We start from the raw sequence: 16,649 nt of genomic DNA, 5'->3' as shown, positions 1-16,649 counted from the left end.
CACTACGGCGTTGCTCTTCACCTTCGGTAAGTACCGGCCTGCGGCCGTTCCTGTTCTCCAGAGTTGCCTCGGCGCTGCGGTACTGGGGCCTGAGAGATTCCCGGGGAGGAAGTTGCTCCTACGGCGCCTCGGAGTTCAGAAGTCTGAAACTCGGAGGTTCTCCCGCTGCGCGTCATCGGCGTCTTCAGTTGTGACTTGCAGAACAGTACACACTCCCCCGAGGTTTGTCTGCCACCGACCTCCCGGGACCACTCGACCGCCGATCCCCCTTGCCAAAACGCATCAGCGTTTGGCATCCTCGGTCTGGAACTCGCTCAGCTGTGACCGCACACACCGAGCATTCGGCGTCCAGATACCAAGTCCCGCAAAGGTATCGAGGGCCTGCCTTCTCTTCCCCCTGCTGACACCGCTTCCTGCGAGCGCTGCTCGGCCATGACCGTGCGGGTCTGACATCACCCGGCGACTTCGCGTCGTCGCACAGCAGCCGGATCCTTCCAGCGAGCTCTCGCCGGCTCCGGCTATCGAAGGAGTTCCCATCAGCGCCTCACCCCACCCCTCCCCCCTCGCCCCGGACGGGCGTCGACTGCTTCGGCTCGAGGTTCGCAACGCCCGGACTCCGGTCGAACGCAAGCCGCCGTGGATGAAGGTGCGGATGCGCACCGGACCCGAGTACCGAGCGCTCGCCGCCCTCGTCGAACGCGAGCACCTGCACACCGTCTGCCAGGAGGCGGGGTGCCCCAACATCTTCGAGTGCTGGGAGGACCGCGAGGCGACCTTCCTCATCGGCGGAGACCAGTGCACGCGGCGTTGCGACTTCTGCCAGATCGATACGGGCAAACCCGCCGACCTCGACCTCGACGAGCCGCGACGGGTCGCCGAGTCGGTGCGCGCGATGGACCTCCGGTACGCCACGGTGACCGGCGTCGCTCGCGACGATCTACCGGACGGCGGCTCCTGGCTGTATGCCGAAACGGTGCGCCAGATTCGCCAGCAGAGCCCGGGCACCGGCGTAGAACTGTTGATTCCGGACTTCAACGCGGATCCCGGACAACTGTGTGAGGTCTTCGACACCCGTCCAGAAGTGCTGGCGCACAACGTCGAGACCGTTCCACGCGTGTTTCGCCGGATCCGGCCCGCCTTCACCTATGAGCGGTCGCTCGATGTGATCACCCGGGCCAGGGCGGACGGTCTGATCACGAAGTCGAACCTCATCCTCGGATTGGGCGAGACCACCGACGAGGTGATCCAGTCACTTCGGGACCTGCACGACGCGGGCTGCCAGCTGATCACGATCACCCAGTACCTGCGTCCGTCGTCCCGGCACCATCCCGTCCGGCGATGGGCCGAGCCCGAGGAGTTCGCGCACCTCGAGCAGGTGGCCCGCGAGATCGGATTCCTCGGCGTCATGTCGGGTCCACTGGTCCGGTCCTCCTACCGTGCAGGCCGCCTGCATGCCGAGGCGATGGCCGCCGCCGATTCCCGGTAGATCCACGAAATGCCTTCAGCCACACAGCTTTCACATTCCACACCAGGAGTATTCACATGACCTCACGATCTGCAGACGTGGTCGTTCTCGGCGGCGGTTCCGGCGGGTACGCCGCCGCCATCCGCTCGGCCGAACTCGGCCGCTCGGTCATCCTCGTCGAGGAGAACGAGCTCGGTGGCACCTGCCTGCACCGCGGGTGCATTCCCACCAAGGCGCTACTGCATGCCGCCGAGGTGGCCGACAACGCCCGCACGGCTTCGCAATTCGGCGTCGATGCGTCGTTCGGCGGCATCGACGTCGAGAAGGTGCTCAGCTACAAGGACACGATCGTCACCCGGTTACACAAGGGCCTGCAGGGCCTGATCGATTCGTACGGCATCCGCGTGGTCAACGGCCGCGGCCGGTTCGTTGCACCGAACGGCGTCGAGGTCGACGGCGAGTTGATCACCGGCACCGACGTGATCCTCGCGACCGGGTCGTACCCCAAGTCGCTGCCCGGGATCAGCATCGGCGGCCGAGTGATCACCAGCGACCAGGCCTTGACCCTGCCCGAGGTCCCCGCCAAGGCCGTAATCCTCGGCGGCGGCGTCATCGGCGTCGAGTTCGCCAGTGTCTGGGCATCCTTCGGCGCCTCGGTGACGATCGTCGAGGCGCTGCCGCGGCTGGTCCCGAACGAGGACGAGACCCTCTCGAAGTACCTCGAACGGGCGTTCCGGCGGCGCAAGATCACCGCCAAGACGGGCGCCCGGGTGACCGAGGTGGCGCAGGACGACGCCGGCGTGCGCGTCACCCTCGGGTCCGGCGACGTCCTCGATGCCGACGTCGTGCTGGTCGCGGTGGGTCGAGGTCCGAACACCGCGGCGACGGGCTACGAGGAAGCGGGCATCGTCCTCGACCGCGGCTTCGTCACCACCGACGAGCGACTGCGCACTGCGCTGCCGAACGTGTACGCGGTCGGCGACATCGTGCCCGGACTCCAGTTGGCCCACCGCGGATTCCAGCAGGGCATCTTCGTCGCCGAGGAGATCGCGGGCCTGAGCCCCGACCCGATCGACGAGACCGGCATCCCCCGCGTGACGTACTCACACCCCGAGGTGGCGTCGGTCGGCCTGACCGAGGCCGCGGCACGGGAGGCGTTCGGCGAGGAGATCAAGACCGTGACCTACGACCTCGCGGGCAACGGCAAGAGCCAGATTCTCAAGACATCGGGAGCAGTCAAACTCGTGGTAGCGCCGGATGATTCGGTGATCGGCGTGCACATGGTCGGCGATCGGGTCGGCGAGCTGATCGGCGAGGCACAGATGCTCTACAACCTGAAGGCGAATGCGGGCGAGGCCGCGAAATTCGTGCATGCCCATCCCACGCAGGGCGAGGCGCTGGGCGAGGCGTTGCTGGCCGTCTCCGGCAAGCCCCTGCACGTACACGGGTAGCCCTACCCCGGTGAGGGGACCCGCCGGAGTCCTATTTCAGATGTCTACTCGGACTTGTCTCGGTCCTTGGAATTGAGAGCAACTCGGCTGCCCGCACGGCCAGCCATAGCTCTGTCAGCGAGTTCGTGTCCGCCACGTCGCGGTCGGTGAGCGCCTCCACCTTCCGGATTCGGTACATCACCGTCTGCCGGTGGATGTGCATGGCTTGTGCGGTCCGTTGCCACGACCGCTGGTTCTGCAGAAACATGTCGAGGGTTTCGACGAGTTGCGACTGGTGCTTCTCGTCGTAGTCCAGGACCGGCCGCAGGATGCGATCGAGCAGGGTCTGTGCGTCGGCCACGTCGGACAGGCCGATCCAGGGTACGGCGCTGCCGTACCGAGACACGACGATTCCCCGGCGTTCCGCGATCGACAACGCCCAGGAAGCCTCCCGGGCCGCATCCTGAAACCTGCTGAGCGAACCGATTTTCCCGCTTACTCCGATCCGGGCGGTCGGGCCGAGCGCTCGGATAAGCACGGCGTCGGTGTCGGGGCCATCGGGTACCAGAACATGGGCCGTGTCCATGCGGAGCCGGCACAGATAGGGCAGTGACCGCCGCCACAACGAATTGTGCAGGTCCAGCATGCGATTCGTGTCGTCGCTGTGGGCGGCGACCAGCACCGCGGACGCCGGATCCAGGCCGAGTTCGGCGAGCTGATCGGCGACCGCGGGAATGTCCATCCGCCCTTCGAGCATCTGGGTGAGTAATCCCGACTTGTACCGCCGCTCGTGTTCGAGCATGAGCCGTGTTTGGGAGAGTTCGATCGCTACGACGGTGGCCGCGTGCTGGAGTTGGATCGGGTCGACGCTGACCTTCGGATCGCTGAGCGCGACCAATGCGGCCCCCGGGTGCCGAGGGATGTCGGTGAGCATGGCCGCACGGTCACCGATGGACGGAAGGCCGTATGCTCCTCCGGCCACGTTCTTCGACGAGTCCGACAATGCCGCGATGGCGTCGCTGACCGTCGGATCCAGCGGCGGCGAGTCCGGGAACCACGGCTCGCCGGTCGCGCGTTCGCATACCTGGATCTCACATCCCAGCTCGCGTGCCAGCGCAGACAATAGGGCTGCTGGGTCGGCGCCGTGAGCGGTGCGGCGGCGGATCAGGTCATACATCCGGACCGTGCGACTCAGCCGCTGCGACTGGTCGAGGAGGGTGGCCTCCGCGACGGCCCGCGAGATGGCGACGAAGGGCAGCGGATACCGGATCCACAACACCGGAAACCCCAGTTCGTCACTGATGGTCGAAACCGCCTTGGTAAGCGGCGGGCAGTACATGTTCTCGCCGATGCCGAGGCCGGCCACTCCTTTCGCGGCGAGCTGTCGCACCAGGTCGGCCTGCGCTTTCGCTGATTTCGGAAACGACATACCGTTGGTCATCAGGAACTCGCCGCCGGTCACCCAGCGCCAGGGTTCGGGGAGATCGGTGACATGTGTCCACGTGACCTCACGTCCGAGACCTGCCGCTCCGGAGTGCACATCGAGTTGGAGGTGCGGGATCTCCGCGAGCTCGCCGATAGTGATTGCCACGATCACATCTTAAGCGCCGGTGACCAAGCCGTTTGTGCGATCGAATAGAACAGATCGTCGTTTTTGCGTCTTTGCTACTCGCGCCCAGGCACGGGTGGAGCGGTGTTCCGGCAGTGCCGGGGACACCGCTCCACCTTGCTGTGGACTGGAGTCTCAGCGCCGTCTCGTTGGTATCACCTCGGGCTCCGATGCTCGTATCCAGGGCTCATGCGCCGTGGTTGATCATGACGTGTTTGGTCCGGGAGAAGTCGTCGAGCGCGTAGAGCGAGAGGTCGCGCCCGTAGCCCGATCCCTTGAACCCACCCCACGGCACCTCGCATGCGAACACGAGGTGCGAGTTGACCCAGACGGTGCCGAAGTCGAGCCGCTTGGGCACGTCGAGGGAGAGGCCCGCGTCCCGGGTCCATACCGACGCCGCGAGTCCGTACGGTGTCTCGTTGGCCCTGGCAACCGCCTCGTCGGTGGTGCTGAACGATTCGACCGTGACAACGGGGCCGAAGATTTCCTGCTGGGTAATCGGCGCCCCGGCCGGCACCCCGCTGAACACGGTCGGTTCGATGAAGTAGCCGGGGCCGTCCAGGGCCGCGCCGCCGATGGCCGCGTGCAGGCCGGCCGCCCTCGCCTCGGCCAGCGAGTCCCGTACGCGCTCGAAGTGTGGGCGGGAAACCATCGGACCGATTTCGACGTCGTCCCCGGCGGCCGGCGCGCCGACTACCAGCCTGCCGACTTCCCGAACCAGGAGTTCGGTGAACTCGTCCGCGACCGATTCGTGCACCAGCACCCGGCAGGCTGCACCGCAGTCCTGACCCGCATTCCAGAATCCGGCGTTACGCACTCCGGCCGCGGCCGCACCGAGATCGGCGTCGGCGAAGACGACGACGGGTGCTTTGCCACCGAGTTCGAGGTGGACGCGTTTGACGGAACGTGAGGCAGTTTCTGCGACTGCCTGGCCGCTGAGAACACTTCCCGTCACCGCGACAAGTGCGATGTCGGGGTGTTCGGCCAGGCGCTGTCCCACTGTCCGGCCTCGGCCGGTCACGATATTGACGATCCCGTCGGGGATGTGTCCGGCGACGAGCTCGACCAGCTTCAGTATCGACAGCGGGGTCTGTTCGGATGGCTTGAGCACCACGCTGTTTCCGGCGGCCAGAATGGGGGCGATCTTCCATGCGGCCATCAGCAGCGGATAGTTCCAGGGTGTGATCACCCCGACCACTCCAACCGGTTCGCGGAGAATGACCGAGGTATGTCCCCGCGCGTAGTCTCCACCAGCCAGGGAAGTCATCGTCCGCCCCGCCCCCGCCATGAACCGGAAGGTGTCGATGGTGTTGGAGATATCGTCCTCGGCGACGCTGCGGGGCTTGCCGGTATTAGTGGACTCGAGCACTGCGAGTACTTCGCGGTTGGCTTCTACGATGTCCGCGATCCGAGAGAGCACCTCGGATCGTTCCTTCGGTGTGGTGCAGCCCCACGATCTCTGCGCCTCGACGGCCGCCGCCACGGCCGAATCGACATCCTGGGCGGTTCCTGCCGGGACGGATCCGAGGACATTTTCCGTGGTCGGATCGAGGACGTCGATGACCTCGGTGGACGAGCTCGGGACAAACGATCCGCCGATGAAGTGGCCCGCGGGCGGCACGTCAGCGAGCGGGATCTGATCCGGAGCGGGACGCCGAACGGTGAATTGCCCAATTTCAGTTGATGCCATTATCATTCGCCTGTACTTTCTGCGCCCGGTCCGGCGCCTGTAGGTATGTTCTTCGTTTCGGTCACGCAGCGGTGGGGTGGTTCACGCCGGTTCCATGTTTGGTTCCGGAAGCAAAACTGGTGAGGGCAGGTGGTCTTCCGGAACACGCGCGCGGCCACGTAATACAGGAGACCGACGACGACCAGGCCGACGAGCACTGCGGGTGAAGCCGTGTCGTGGGTTCCCTACCACTGCTCCACCGCCGAGGCGACAGGTGCGGCGGAACGATTGCTGCGGCGAGCAAAAGCCGTGGCTGTGAAGTAGTAAAGCGGTGAGACGACAGCCAATCCGACGATGAACGAGATATCTGTGTTGCCGAGCATTTTGGCGATCGGTCCGATGAAGTCGGTTCCGATGATCATGAACGGGAGTTGTACAGCGACACCGATGAGGTAGCAGCCGATCGCAGGCCAGTTGACCCGGCCGTAGCGACCGCCGTCGCGCTTGTAAAAGTCCTCGACGACGTAGTCCCCATGCCGGACCAGGTAGTAGTCCACCAGATTCACGGCGGTCCACGGGACCAGCGAACCCAGCAGCAGAACCAGGAAGTTGTTGTAGGTGGCGACGAAGTCGCTGCCCGCGGTGAGCGCGACGCTCACGGCCAGCCCGCATATTCCGGTGGCGATCAAAGCACGTTCGCGGCCGCGTGGATTGAAGCGCGGCAAGATCGTCTGCACAATCGTGATCGTGCTCAGCGTGCCGCAGTACAGGTTCATCGCGTTCGTGGCGGCGACTCCGATGCTGAAGACCACAACCACCACGACGCTGATCCCTGCGGTGGCCTGGGTCAGGGCGATAACCGGGTCGGTGTCGGGGAGCAGCAATCCGACGCCTGCCCCGAGGAACATCGGCAGAATCGAGCCGATGCTGGTGCCCCAGTAGCTCATCCAGAATGCCGGCCGCGAGCCCGTCTTTGCCGGCAGGTAGCGCGAATAGTCGGAAACATATGGGGCATAGGCGATCTGCCACACCGCACACGCCCCGAAGGTACTCAGGAAGCCGGCCAGCGTCGCGGTGCCCGTGCTGAAGAAGTCAGTGGGCACGGGGTGGACAATGAACGCCCAGACGAACGCCATCAGTAGAACCAGCCCCGACGCCCACGTCATGATGCGCGCGTAGGCGTGGATCAGGGTGTAACCCCAGATGGTCGCGCAGACGCTGATCACCGCGAGCACCACGATGCCGGCCTTACCGTTCAGGAAGGGTAAGGCTGACGCAAGGGACTCCCCGCCGAAGACAAGTATCGAGATGAAGAACCCGAGGTACATGAAGACGACGACTGCGACGATGAGAATCGATCCCAGCGAACCGAATTGGCCCTTGGTCTGCACCATCTGTGGAACACCCAGCCGCGGCCCCTGAGCAGAGTGCAGCGCCATGAATATCGCACCGAAGAGGTTTCCTGCAATGACCGCCAGGGCGGCCGACCAGGCGGGCTGCCCGAAGAGGGTCGTCGACAACGCCCCGGTGACGACCGCCAGGATCATGATGTTGGTTCCGAACCAGATCGTGAACATGTCCCGGTTGCGCCCATGGCGCTGGTCGTGCGGGATCGGTTGGATGGTGGCCGATTCGATCGTGGAGACGGATTCTTCACGCCCGCTGTGATTTTCACTCACTGCTGTTCCCTTTCGCTGGACCCGGGGCAGGTTTGGAGATTGTGGTTTCGGCCGCGACGGGCTTGATCAGCGGATGACAAAGCCGCGCTCGACAACGTCGGCGAGAAGATCGACGTAGGAATCCATGTCCTCGCGGGCCGGACGCGGTGCCGCGGCATAGGGCATGGCGGCCTTCACGGCGGGACTGAGGAAGTACGCGCCCGCCGTCAGCACCGTCAGCGCCTCGAACTGGTCGGGCCTGTGCGCCGCGAGCTCATCGAGAGCGGCTTCGGGGTCTTTGCCGGTGCACGAGGCAACGGCGGCGGCGAATGCTTCTGCGATATCAGGCCGGTAGCCGAGAACCTGGTCGAGCAACGCGTCGGGTACTCCGGCGGCGCTCGCCGAGGGCATGGAGCCGGACGCGGGAATCAGTGTGTCGGCGAGAAGCGCGAAGGTGCGGCGCTGGTCGGAGTCGAGCATCATCTTGTCCTTAGAACGCGGTCTGGATGCTGTGGCGGGTGTCGGCGAGGTGCCGCATCGAGCGCAGGGCAATCGCCATGATGGTCGCGGTCGGGTTCACACCCGTGGAGGTGACGAAGACGCTGCCGTCGATGATGAACAAGTTGGGTACGTCGTGTGCCCGACCCCACTGATCGACGACCGAGGTGGCGGGGTCGGTGCCCATGGTGGCGGTCCCGAGCAGATGCCAGGCGCTGTGGCGTACCACTGGGATCGGGTGGACTTCGACAGCCCCGGCGGCCTGATGCGCCTCGATCGCCCGCTCCACGTTGAATTTGAGCATTCGCTCACAGTTCTCACCGATGGTGTAGCGGATTTTCGCGGCCGGGATCCCGTCGGAGTCTGTGGCGTCTGGGTCGAGAACGACCGCGTTGTGCTCGTCGGGCAGGTCTTCGGTGGTGATCCCCCATTCGGTGTAGCGCCCGAACGTGCGCTCGAGGCGGCTGTGGAAGGCGGGTCCGAAACCCCCACGCCAGTCCTGCCCCCGCTCCCACAGGGTGTGGGCGAGCGGGCCACCGGTCGGCATCAGGTTCCACTTCGCTCCCCGCACGAAACCGCGGTCGGTGTCGGTCTCGTAGAACTGCATCGACTGCAGCGCCTGTCCTGCCGGGCCGAGCCAGGTTTCGAGCTCTTCGTCGTAGGCGCCGTATACCGAGGCGTACGGGTGCGTCATCAGACGCTTGCCCACCAGCCCGGAGGAGTTGGCGAGGCCGTTGGGGAAGAGCGACGAGGTCGAGTTCAGCAGCAGGCGCGGTGTGCCTACACCGTTCGCGGCCATCACGGTCACCCGGGCCGCCTGGTGTTGCAGGTTCCCGTCGCGGTCGATGTACTCGGCGCCGGTGACAAGGCCGTGGTCGTTCACGGTGAGCTGGCTGACCCGGGCACCGGTGATCAGCACCGCACCCAGCGCGATCGCGTCACGCCAGTGTGTGAGGTCGGTGCTGGCCTTGGCTCCGGTCGGGCATCCGGATTCACACGCGCCGTAGCGCAGACAGGCCGGGCGGTTCTTGAAGTTGCGTGACGCGATGGCATTCGGTGCCGGCCACCAGTGCCAGCCCAGCTTGTCCATCCCTTTGGCCGCGACTACACCGTATTTGCCGATCGGCAGCGGCGGCAGCGGAAAGGTGTGCGGATCCGGATAGGCGGGGTCGCCTTCCAGCCCGGACGCGCCGATATGGTGGGTGACCTCGTCGTAGAACGGTCGCAGATCCGCATAGGTGAACGGCCAGTCCTCGGCCACGCCGTCGAGTGTCTTGACCCGGAAGTCCGACGGCATGGCGCGAACCCAGTGCCCGGAGAACATGATCGTGCTGCCGCCGACGCCGTTGAACATCAGCGGTTCGACCGGGCTCTCGGTGGCGTCGACCGGATAGTCGGCCGGGTTCTGGCGCACATTCGGGCTGGAGTTCCACTGCTTCAGGCGGGTGAGCTCCCAGGACGGTTTGTCGCCGGTGAAGTCGTCGGGCAGGTTCCAGTCTCCCTGCTCCAGACACACGACCTTCAGGCCTTTGCTGGCCAACTCGAGTGCTGCCACCCCGCCAGCTGCTCCGGCGCCCACGATGAGGACGTCGACTCCTTCGGCGGTGTCGTAGTCGATGTGCTGTGTGTTCATCGGCTGTGCTCCTGGTCAGCTCAGGCCCAGCCGAAGCCGGTCGCGCCCATGGGTCCTTCCCCGGATCGGGGTGTCACGAGCAATGATGCGTGGGTCACACTTCGCCGGCTAGCGTCGATCCGCAACAAACCGGCGAACCTGTCTTGTGCATACGCACAACGAGACGAAATGCGCAATTAACGCGGCTTCGTAGCACGGGCCACCGTGGTGCCCCTTCGCCCCTCGACCCAACCGGCGGGCCAGGTGTGGGGCCGCGGATCGGCCCCCGAAACGCCGCCGGCGGACCTTCCCGCTCTCGAAGACACGCTCACAATTCCGCTGTTCGGCAGCGAAGACCACCCGGGGTTGGTCAGTGGCGATCCATGAACACCAGGGTGCGAGCCGCGAACGCATGGGGTCGCGGTGGATCGCTGCTGCACTGACAATCTCTGCTGGTGGCCGCAGTCGCCCCACGCGGTCGCCGACGGTGAAGGCAGGGGGGCGTCGCGGCTCAGAGTACTCCGACGACAGTGAGCACGGCGGGCAGGGTTGCGGTGGCGAGGATGGTTTGCACACCGGTGATGGAGGCCATGAGCCGTGAGTCGCCGCCCATCCGGGTGGCGAGAATGTAGGCGGAGGGCGCGGTCGGCAGGGCGCAGATGATGACGACACTCGCCAGAGCGGCGCCGGTGACACCCACCGTGTGCGCGATCGCGCCAGCGGCCAGCGGCAACGCCACCAGTTTCAGCATCGAGGCCATCCCGATGTCGAGCGCGTCGCGTAGCCGGAATTGCAGGGTGATCGCCGCGCCCGCGGCCAGCGTCCCGCACAGCAGTGCCGGAGCGGCGAGCATGTCGACCGGCGCGGCCGCCGCCACCGGGAGACCGATACCCAGCAGGTTGAGCGCCAGGCCACCGACGCAACTCAGGATGAGCGGGTTGGCGGCCAGTTCCCGCCAGGGCCCGCCCCGGTGCGCCGGTGACTCCTCGTTGCCGTAGATCGACAGCGTGGTCACCGAGATGATGTTCACCAGCGGAACCACCACCGCAGCAGCGATCGCGAACGTCGCCACCCCGTCCGCGCCGTGCAGCGTCGAGGCGAACACCAGCCCGATGTAGGTGTTGATGCGGATGCTGCCCTGCACCAGCGACGTCAGTTGCGGACCGTCGGCCCGCAGTACCCGTCGCAGCGCGATCACCAGCAGTCCGGTGCCGAGGATCGGGACAGCGAGCCCGAGAGCCAGCAGGCCGAGCGAGACCGACGTCAGGTCGGTGCGCGCGATAGAGCCGACGAACAGCGCCGGGGTGAAGACCCAGTAGCTCATCCACTCCAGGCCACGCCAGAACCCGGGATCGGTCACTGCCCAGCGGCGCAGGACCGCGCCGAGTACGAGAACGAGGACGACGGGAACGATCGCGGTGGTCACTAGATACACACCGTCCACCCTGATGTAATGGCTCTATGCAGTTCAACCATGACAATATGACGGGGGTCTACCTGGCCGCCGACATCGTCAACCTGCGCGCGAGGACGGACTGGTCGCTCGATGCCCTGGAGGCGGTGCTCCGGCACCACGACATCCGGCGGCCGGAGCTGTCGCCCGCCGCGGTCACCGCGCTGCGCCGCTGGGCGGTCCGGCTGCGAGCCGTCTTCGCGGCACCCGACGCCGAGACGCGCTGCCACGCGATCAACGGACTGCTCGTCGACGGCGCCGCGGGCGTCTACCTGACCACGCACAACGGATTGCGTCCGCACCTGCACTTCACCCCGGACGAGGACGATGTGGTCGGCCGGATCATGTCGGTTACCTCGGGGAGCCTTGCCATCTTCACGGTCGAGGCCGAGGGCAATCGGCTCGGCGCCTGCGGGCGATCGGGATGCCTACGCGTGTTCGTCGACACGAGCCGCAACGGTCGCCGCGCCTACTGCTCGACCCGTTGCAGCAATGCCGACGCCGTGGACCGGCACCGCCGTCGAGCCCGCCACCGTACGAGGCACCCGGCTCCCGCTGAATAATGCTCTAAGACGGTACAACACTGACATTCCCAGGCCACTGCTCCGGTATTGACCAGACGCACTGCCTGGACCATCGCCCACAGCTCGAGACGTCGAGCGGGGCGATCGCCTTCGCTGCAGCAACAGCGAAACGGCGGCGGCGGCGCGCCCATCGTCGATGGGGGCGGCGCCGTAGATGCCCGCGACCCATGCGAACACATCATTTGCCCAGTCGTCGAATCTGATGCAACACATCAGATTTCCTGTGCTCGAAGTACTGGGGCACTCCGCACTTCCACACGGCTATGGGCAGGTGCAGACTTGTGGTGTGGAGGTATGTGAGACCACCACCGTCGCGCTGACCGCAGCGCCCCTGCCGCGGTCCCTGCGCCAGGCCCAGGCGTCGATGTCACCGCGGCTGACGTGACCGTGTACGCCGGTGGGCCTGAGCCCGAGCCGCGCCGCCTGCTGAACGGCATCTCGGACGTACGCGCGTTCTTTCACACCAACGCCGTACCGCTGTACTTCATCTCGCCGACCCCGTTCAACCTATTAGGCATCGACCGCTGGGTACGGAACTTCTTCTACCTGACGTACTTCGACTCTTTCGAGGGCGCACATCCGCGCGTGTTCATGCCCCGGCGGCGCGACCGCAGGGATTTCGGGGGCATGGAGGACGTGTGCAACCACCTCCTGTGCGATCCCGAGACACTCGAGTTCATCGCGCACCGAGGGCCCGGTGGCAAGGCCTGCTTTGTGATGCTCGACGAGGAGACTCAGGCCCTCGCGCACAAGGCGGGGCTCGAGGTCATGCACCCGTCGGCGGCGCTGCGCCATCGGCTGGGCTCCAAGATCGTCATGACGCGCTTGGCCGAGGAGGCGGGCGTGCCGAGCGTGCCCAACGTGATCGGACGGGTCGGCTCCTACGATGAACTGCTGACGCTCGCGAAGAGCGCTGGGCTGGGAGATGACCTCGTCGTCGAGGCCGCTTATGGCGACGCCGGCACGGAGACGTTCTTTCTGCGCGGTCAGCGCGACTGGGATCATTACGCCGCTGACCTGGTCGAGCAGGAAGTCAAAGTCATGAAGCGCATCCGCAATGTCGAGGTGTGCCTCGAGGGCACCGTGACCCGGCACGGCACCGTGGTCGGCACCGCGATGACGAGTCTCGTCGGTTACCCAGAGCTGACTCCGTACAAGGGCGGCTGGTGCGGCAATGACATCTGGCGCGGGGTGCTGCCGCCCGAACAGACGCACGCCGTGCGAGAGATGGTGCGAAAGCTGGGCGATGTCCTGCGCCGCGAGGGGTACTGCGGCTACTTCGAGGTGGATCTCTTGCACGACCTGGACTCGGACGAGTTCTACCTCGGCGAGGTGAACCCGCGCGTGAGCGGGGTAAGCACGATGACGAACTTGACCACCGAGGCCTACGCCGACATGCCGCTGTTCCTTTTCCACCTGCTCGAGTACATGGACGTGGACTACGAGCTCGACGTCGAGGAGATCAACGCGCGCTGGGAGCGGGGCTATGGCGAAGATGAGGTCTGGGGTCAGCTGATGATCACGGAGACCTCGCCGGATCTCGAGCTCTTGACCGCGGCCCCACGCACAGGTGTGTGGCACCTCGACGACGACGGGCGCATCTCCTTCGCGCGCTGGGGCAACGACTGGGACTCGCTGGTCGACGAGTCCGAGGCCTTCTACATGCGTGTCGCGGCGCCGGGCGACTTACGCTGCAAGGGCGCCCAACTCGGCGTGCTCGTCACCCGCGGGCACCTGCAGACCAACGACTACCAGCTCACTGAGCACGCCCAGCGCTGGATCGAAGGCATCAAGGCGCAGTTCGCCTCGACACCCCTGGCGTCGGGTGCGGCGGCCACGCCGATCGTCTCGCGGCTCGTTGCACGAGCGTGAGCAGCGAGCTGCTCGACAAACCCGGCATCGAACGCGAGCGCCTGATCCAGGCGTTCCTGATGCCAGTGACGATCACCGTCGCCGCGCGCCGCGCACTGCGGCGCTTGGGCACAAGGGGACCGATCAACGGATGTCGCGCAGTTGCCGGCGTGAGGTGATGCCGAGTTTGCGGAAGATGTTGCGGAGGTGGGCTTCCACGGTGCGTGGGCTGAGGAACAGGGTGGCCGCGATCTCCTTGGACGTGGCGCCGTCTGCGGCCAGGCGCGCGATGTGTACTTCCTGCATCGTGAGCGCGTCGGATGCCTGCGCGGTGCGGCGGCGGGCGTGTTCGCCGGTGGCGCGGAGCTCACCCGCGGCCCGGGCGGCGAAGGCCTCCGCGCCGAAGTCGGACAGCAACTCGTGGGCATGGCGCAATTCGGTCCGGGCGTCGCGGCGGCGTCCCTTGCGGCGCAACCACTCGCCGTAGACCAGGTGGGCGCGACCGGACCAGATCCGCATCGGGCATGAGTCCAGCACCGCGACGGCTTCCTGGTGGGCGTCCTCGTCCTCGTACACCATGGCTCGCGCCCAGGCTTCGACGCCTTGTCCCCACGACTGCTCGCCAGTGCGTTCGGTCAGTGCCGCGAGCGCGGACCGGGCCACCGCCGCCTCGCCACAGCGCACCGCCGCCTCCACCAGTTCGGGCAGCGACTGGCCGGCTAGGCCGAGATCGCCCGTCGTGACGGCCTGTTCGGCGGCCCGCAGCGCTGTGGGATAGTCGGCGAGGCCGTTGTGCAGGACGGCGGTAGCGTGCTGCACGCTGAGGGTCAGATGCGGTCCCACCGAGGCGAACAGCACTTCGGCCTCGGCGCGGCGGCCGCGCAGCCCGGCCAGCTGGACGCGCGGGTAGACCAGTGGAGCGGCGGAGGTGGCCTCCGCGATCGCCTCCTCCTCGGAGATCAGCTCCTGGGCCGGGCCGAGATCGCCGGCGTGCACGGCGACAGTGGCGAGCATGGCCAGCCCGATCCGCAGCATGTGCAGCGAACCCGAACTGCGGCCGGACACGGCGGTCCGCGAGGCGATAGCACGTATCGCGTCGGGATCCCACAGTTCGAGGGCGAGCAGAAAGCCGAGTGTGGGCCAACGACCCCAGACCTCGTCGCGGTGGTTCGAGACGAGCGGACGCAGCAGCTTTGCGGCGGCCGCGTGCCCCTCGGTGGTCAAGGCCGCCATGCCGTCGAGGACGAGATCGACACTGCCGGGCCGTGCCGGGGCGCGCGGCGTGGCCGCCGCGGCCGCGATCACGCTGTCGAGGCCGCCGGTCAGCACGGCCGTCTCGATCGCGTCCACGTAGCAGGCGCGGGCACGATCCGGTTCGTGCGCAGCCAATTTCGCTGCGGCGCGGAGCAGGCGGACGGTGGGACGGTCGTCACCTCGGTAGCGCGCGAAGGAGATTCGGCCGCGCAGCAGGTCGATGCGGGGATCGTCGGGAGCGAGGGTCGACAGCAGCTCATCGGCGGCCTCGAAATCCCCCGCGGACAGTTTGGCCTCGACCGCCGCCAGCACCCGTTCGGCCCGCAGTGCCGGATCGAATGTCAGTGCGGCCGAACGTTCCAGGAAGGCCGCCGCGGCCGCCACCCCGCCGCGAGCCTGCGCGCGCGCTGCCGAACGGGCCAGGGCGGCGGCCACGTCTTCGTCGGGGCCGACACTGGCCTGGGCACGATGCCAGGCCACGCGGTCCGGATCGGCGACCGGATCGCTCACCCGCGCGAGTGCACCGTGCGCCCGCCGCCGCTCGCGATCGGTCGCGGCCCGGTAGACCGCGGAGCGGGCCAGGGGATGTACGAAGCGGATCCGGGTGCCGAATTCGACCAGTGGCACCTCGTCGTCGGCGGTCGTCTCGATGCCGAGCAGCTCCGCCGCCCGCCACAGCAGGCACGGATCGCCGACGGGCTCGGCGGCGGCGACGGTCAGCAGCAGCCGGACCCGGTCGGGCAGCACCTCCAGACGGGCGCGATAGCTCCGTTCCGCGGCCGCCGGGGCGGGCAGATCGAAATCTCCAGTGAGACCGGCCAATTCGGTGGTTCCGGGCAGTTCCAACAGGGCCAGCGGGTTGCCACGCGCCTCGGCCAGAATGCGGTCGCGCACCCGATCGTCCAGCGGACCGCGCAGCGCGCGAGCCAGCAGGGCACGGGCCGCGATATCGCTGAGCCGCGGTATCGCCAACCGCGGCAACAGATTCAGATCACCCGCATCGTCGCGCGCGGCGAAGACCATCGCCACCCGTTCGGCATCCACGCGCCGGGCCACGAAGGCCAGTGCATGGGCCGAGGCGCGGTCCAGCCACTGCGCGTCATCGACGAGACACAGCACCGGCCCGTCGTATTCGAGCAGCAGCCCGAGCGTCGCCGCACCGACCAGGAATGGGTCGGGAGTTCCGACGTCCATACCGAACGCGATGCGTAACGCCCTGGCCTGCGCGGGCGGCAGCCGGTCCAGATGCGCCAGGGCCGCCGCGCACAGCTGATGCAGCGCCGAATACGGCAGTTCCGTCTCGAATTCGGCGCCGCAGGCCCGCATGATCACGAAATCGGCGGCCGCTGCACCGAGGTCGGCCAGCAAGGCGCTCTTGCCGATGCCCGGCTCGCCGTGCACCAGCAGGGCACCGCCCCGCGACCGCCTCGCCTGGTCCAGAAATGCACGCAGCCGCGCCGTCTCATCCCGGCGCCCGATCAACGAATCCATACACCGTGCATCATGCCGGACAAATCGGTCGGCGGCACGACGGAGTAGGTAGACGGAGTAGGTAGGAATCACCGA

At 66.8% G+C, this 16,649-nt stretch carries 11 protein-coding genes and 1 riboswitch; of the genes, 4 read left to right on the top strand and 7 right to left on the bottom strand.

Features of this window, described 5'->3' with window-relative positions; all coding sequences use genetic code 11:
* Positions 1–67: 67 nt before the first annotated feature.
* A riboswitch (glycine riboswitch) is annotated at positions 68–175 on the bottom strand.
* Between the two features lie 360 nt (positions 176–535).
* Together lipA and lpdA are read left to right on the top strand one after the other, a co-directional pair.
* Positions 536–1,486 (top strand): lipoyl synthase, encoded by a 951-nt coding sequence (gene lipA, locus ABZW16_RS05850; protein WP_354952652.1) that lies wholly within the window; start codon positions 536–538, stop codon positions 1,484–1,486.
* Between the two features lie 56 nt (positions 1,487–1,542).
* Positions 1,543–2,916: a dihydrolipoyl dehydrogenase gene (lpdA, locus tag ABZW16_RS05845; protein ID WP_354952621.1), complete on the top strand. Its 1,374-nt coding sequence runs from the start codon at positions 1,543–1,545 to the stop codon at positions 2,914–2,916.
* A gap of 31 nt (positions 2,917–2,947) precedes the next feature.
* On the opposite strand, the gene ABZW16_RS05840 is transcribed toward lpdA, so the two are convergent.
* From ABZW16_RS05840 to ABZW16_RS05815, 6 genes are all read right to left on the bottom strand, one after another.
* Positions 2,948–4,486 (bottom strand): PucR family transcriptional regulator ligand-binding domain-containing protein, encoded by a 1,539-nt coding sequence (locus tag ABZW16_RS05840; RefSeq protein ID WP_354952618.1) that lies wholly within the window; start codon positions 4,484–4,486, stop codon positions 2,948–2,950.
* A gap of 205 nt (positions 4,487–4,691) precedes the next feature.
* The gene (locus ABZW16_RS05835; protein WP_354952616.1) at positions 4,692–6,194 is read right to left on the bottom strand and encodes an aldehyde dehydrogenase family protein; all 1,503 of its coding nucleotides are present in this window, start codon (positions 6,192–6,194) and stop codon (positions 4,692–4,694) included.
* Positions 6,195–6,418: 224 nt separating this feature from the next.
* Positions 6,419–7,852: a cytosine permease gene (locus ABZW16_RS05830; RefSeq protein ID WP_354952614.1), complete on the bottom strand. Its 1,434-nt coding sequence runs from the start codon at positions 7,850–7,852 to the stop codon at positions 6,419–6,421.
* A 66-nt stretch (positions 7,853–7,918) separates the two neighbouring features.
* Positions 7,919–8,311, bottom strand: a complete 393-nt coding sequence (locus tag ABZW16_RS05825) for a hypothetical protein (RefSeq protein WP_354952612.1) — start codon at positions 8,309–8,311, stop codon at positions 7,919–7,921.
* Between the two features lie 10 nt (positions 8,312–8,321).
* Complete coding sequence (locus ABZW16_RS05820) at positions 8,322–9,962, bottom strand: GMC family oxidoreductase (RefSeq protein ID WP_354952610.1); 1,641 nt, start codon at positions 9,960–9,962, stop codon at positions 8,322–8,324.
* Positions 9,963–10,452: 490 nt separating this feature from the next.
* Complete coding sequence (locus ABZW16_RS05815; RefSeq protein WP_354952608.1) at positions 10,453–11,376, bottom strand: AEC family transporter; 924 nt, start codon at positions 11,374–11,376, stop codon at positions 10,453–10,455.
* 26 nt (positions 11,377–11,402) lie between these two features.
* Here ABZW16_RS05815 and ABZW16_RS05810 point away from each other — a divergent pair, with 26 nt between their 5' ends.
* Both ABZW16_RS05810 and ABZW16_RS05805 read left to right on the top strand, forming a co-directional pair.
* Positions 11,403–11,957 (top strand): CGNR zinc finger domain-containing protein, encoded by a 555-nt coding sequence (locus ABZW16_RS05810; protein WP_354952606.1) that lies wholly within the window; start codon positions 11,403–11,405, stop codon positions 11,955–11,957.
* Positions 11,958–12,359: 402 nt separating this feature from the next.
* Complete coding sequence (locus ABZW16_RS05805; RefSeq protein WP_354952604.1) at positions 12,360–13,850, top strand: biotin carboxylase; 1,491 nt, start codon at positions 12,360–12,362, stop codon at positions 13,848–13,850.
* Between the two features lie 123 nt (positions 13,851–13,973).
* On the opposite strand, the gene ABZW16_RS05800 is transcribed toward ABZW16_RS05805, so the two are convergent.
* Positions 13,974–16,574 carry an AAA family ATPase gene (locus ABZW16_RS05800; protein WP_354952602.1) on the bottom strand — a complete coding sequence of 867 codons (2,601 nt, stop codon included), beginning with the start codon at positions 16,572–16,574 and terminating at the stop codon, positions 13,974–13,976.
* Positions 16,575–16,649: the final 75 nt, after the last annotated feature.

Source organism: Nocardia sp. NPDC004604, assembly GCF_040609795.1.
Classification (GTDB): Bacteria; Actinomycetota; Actinomycetes; order Mycobacteriales; family Mycobacteriaceae; genus Nocardia.
The sequence above is the reverse complement of the archived record's forward strand: the minus strand, read 5'-3'. Positions and strand labels throughout refer to the sequence as shown.

What these genes read in the sequence shown, in the direction of transcription:
- ABZW16_RS05820 (WP_354952610.1), bottom strand. Translation starts at nt 9,962, where the DNA reads ATGAACACACAGCACATCGACTACGACACCGCCGAAGGAGTCGACGTC.
- ABZW16_RS05800 (WP_354952602.1), bottom strand. Translation starts at nt 16,574, where the DNA reads ATGGATTCGTTGATCGGGCGCCGGGATGAGACGGCGCGGCTGCGTGCA.
- ABZW16_RS05825 (WP_354952612.1), bottom strand. Translation starts at nt 8,311, where the DNA reads ATGCTCGACTCCGACCAGCGCCGCACCTTCGCGCTTCTCGCCGACACA.
- ABZW16_RS05810 (WP_354952606.1), top strand. Translation starts at nt 11,403, where the DNA reads ATGCAGTTCAACCATGACAATATGACGGGGGTCTACCTGGCCGCCGAC.
- ABZW16_RS05835 (WP_354952616.1), bottom strand. Translation starts at nt 6,194, where the DNA reads ATGGCATCAACTGAAATTGGGCAATTCACCGTTCGGCGTCCCGCTCCG.
- lpdA (WP_354952621.1), top strand. Translation starts at nt 1,543, where the DNA reads ATGACCTCACGATCTGCAGACGTGGTCGTTCTCGGCGGCGGTTCCGGC.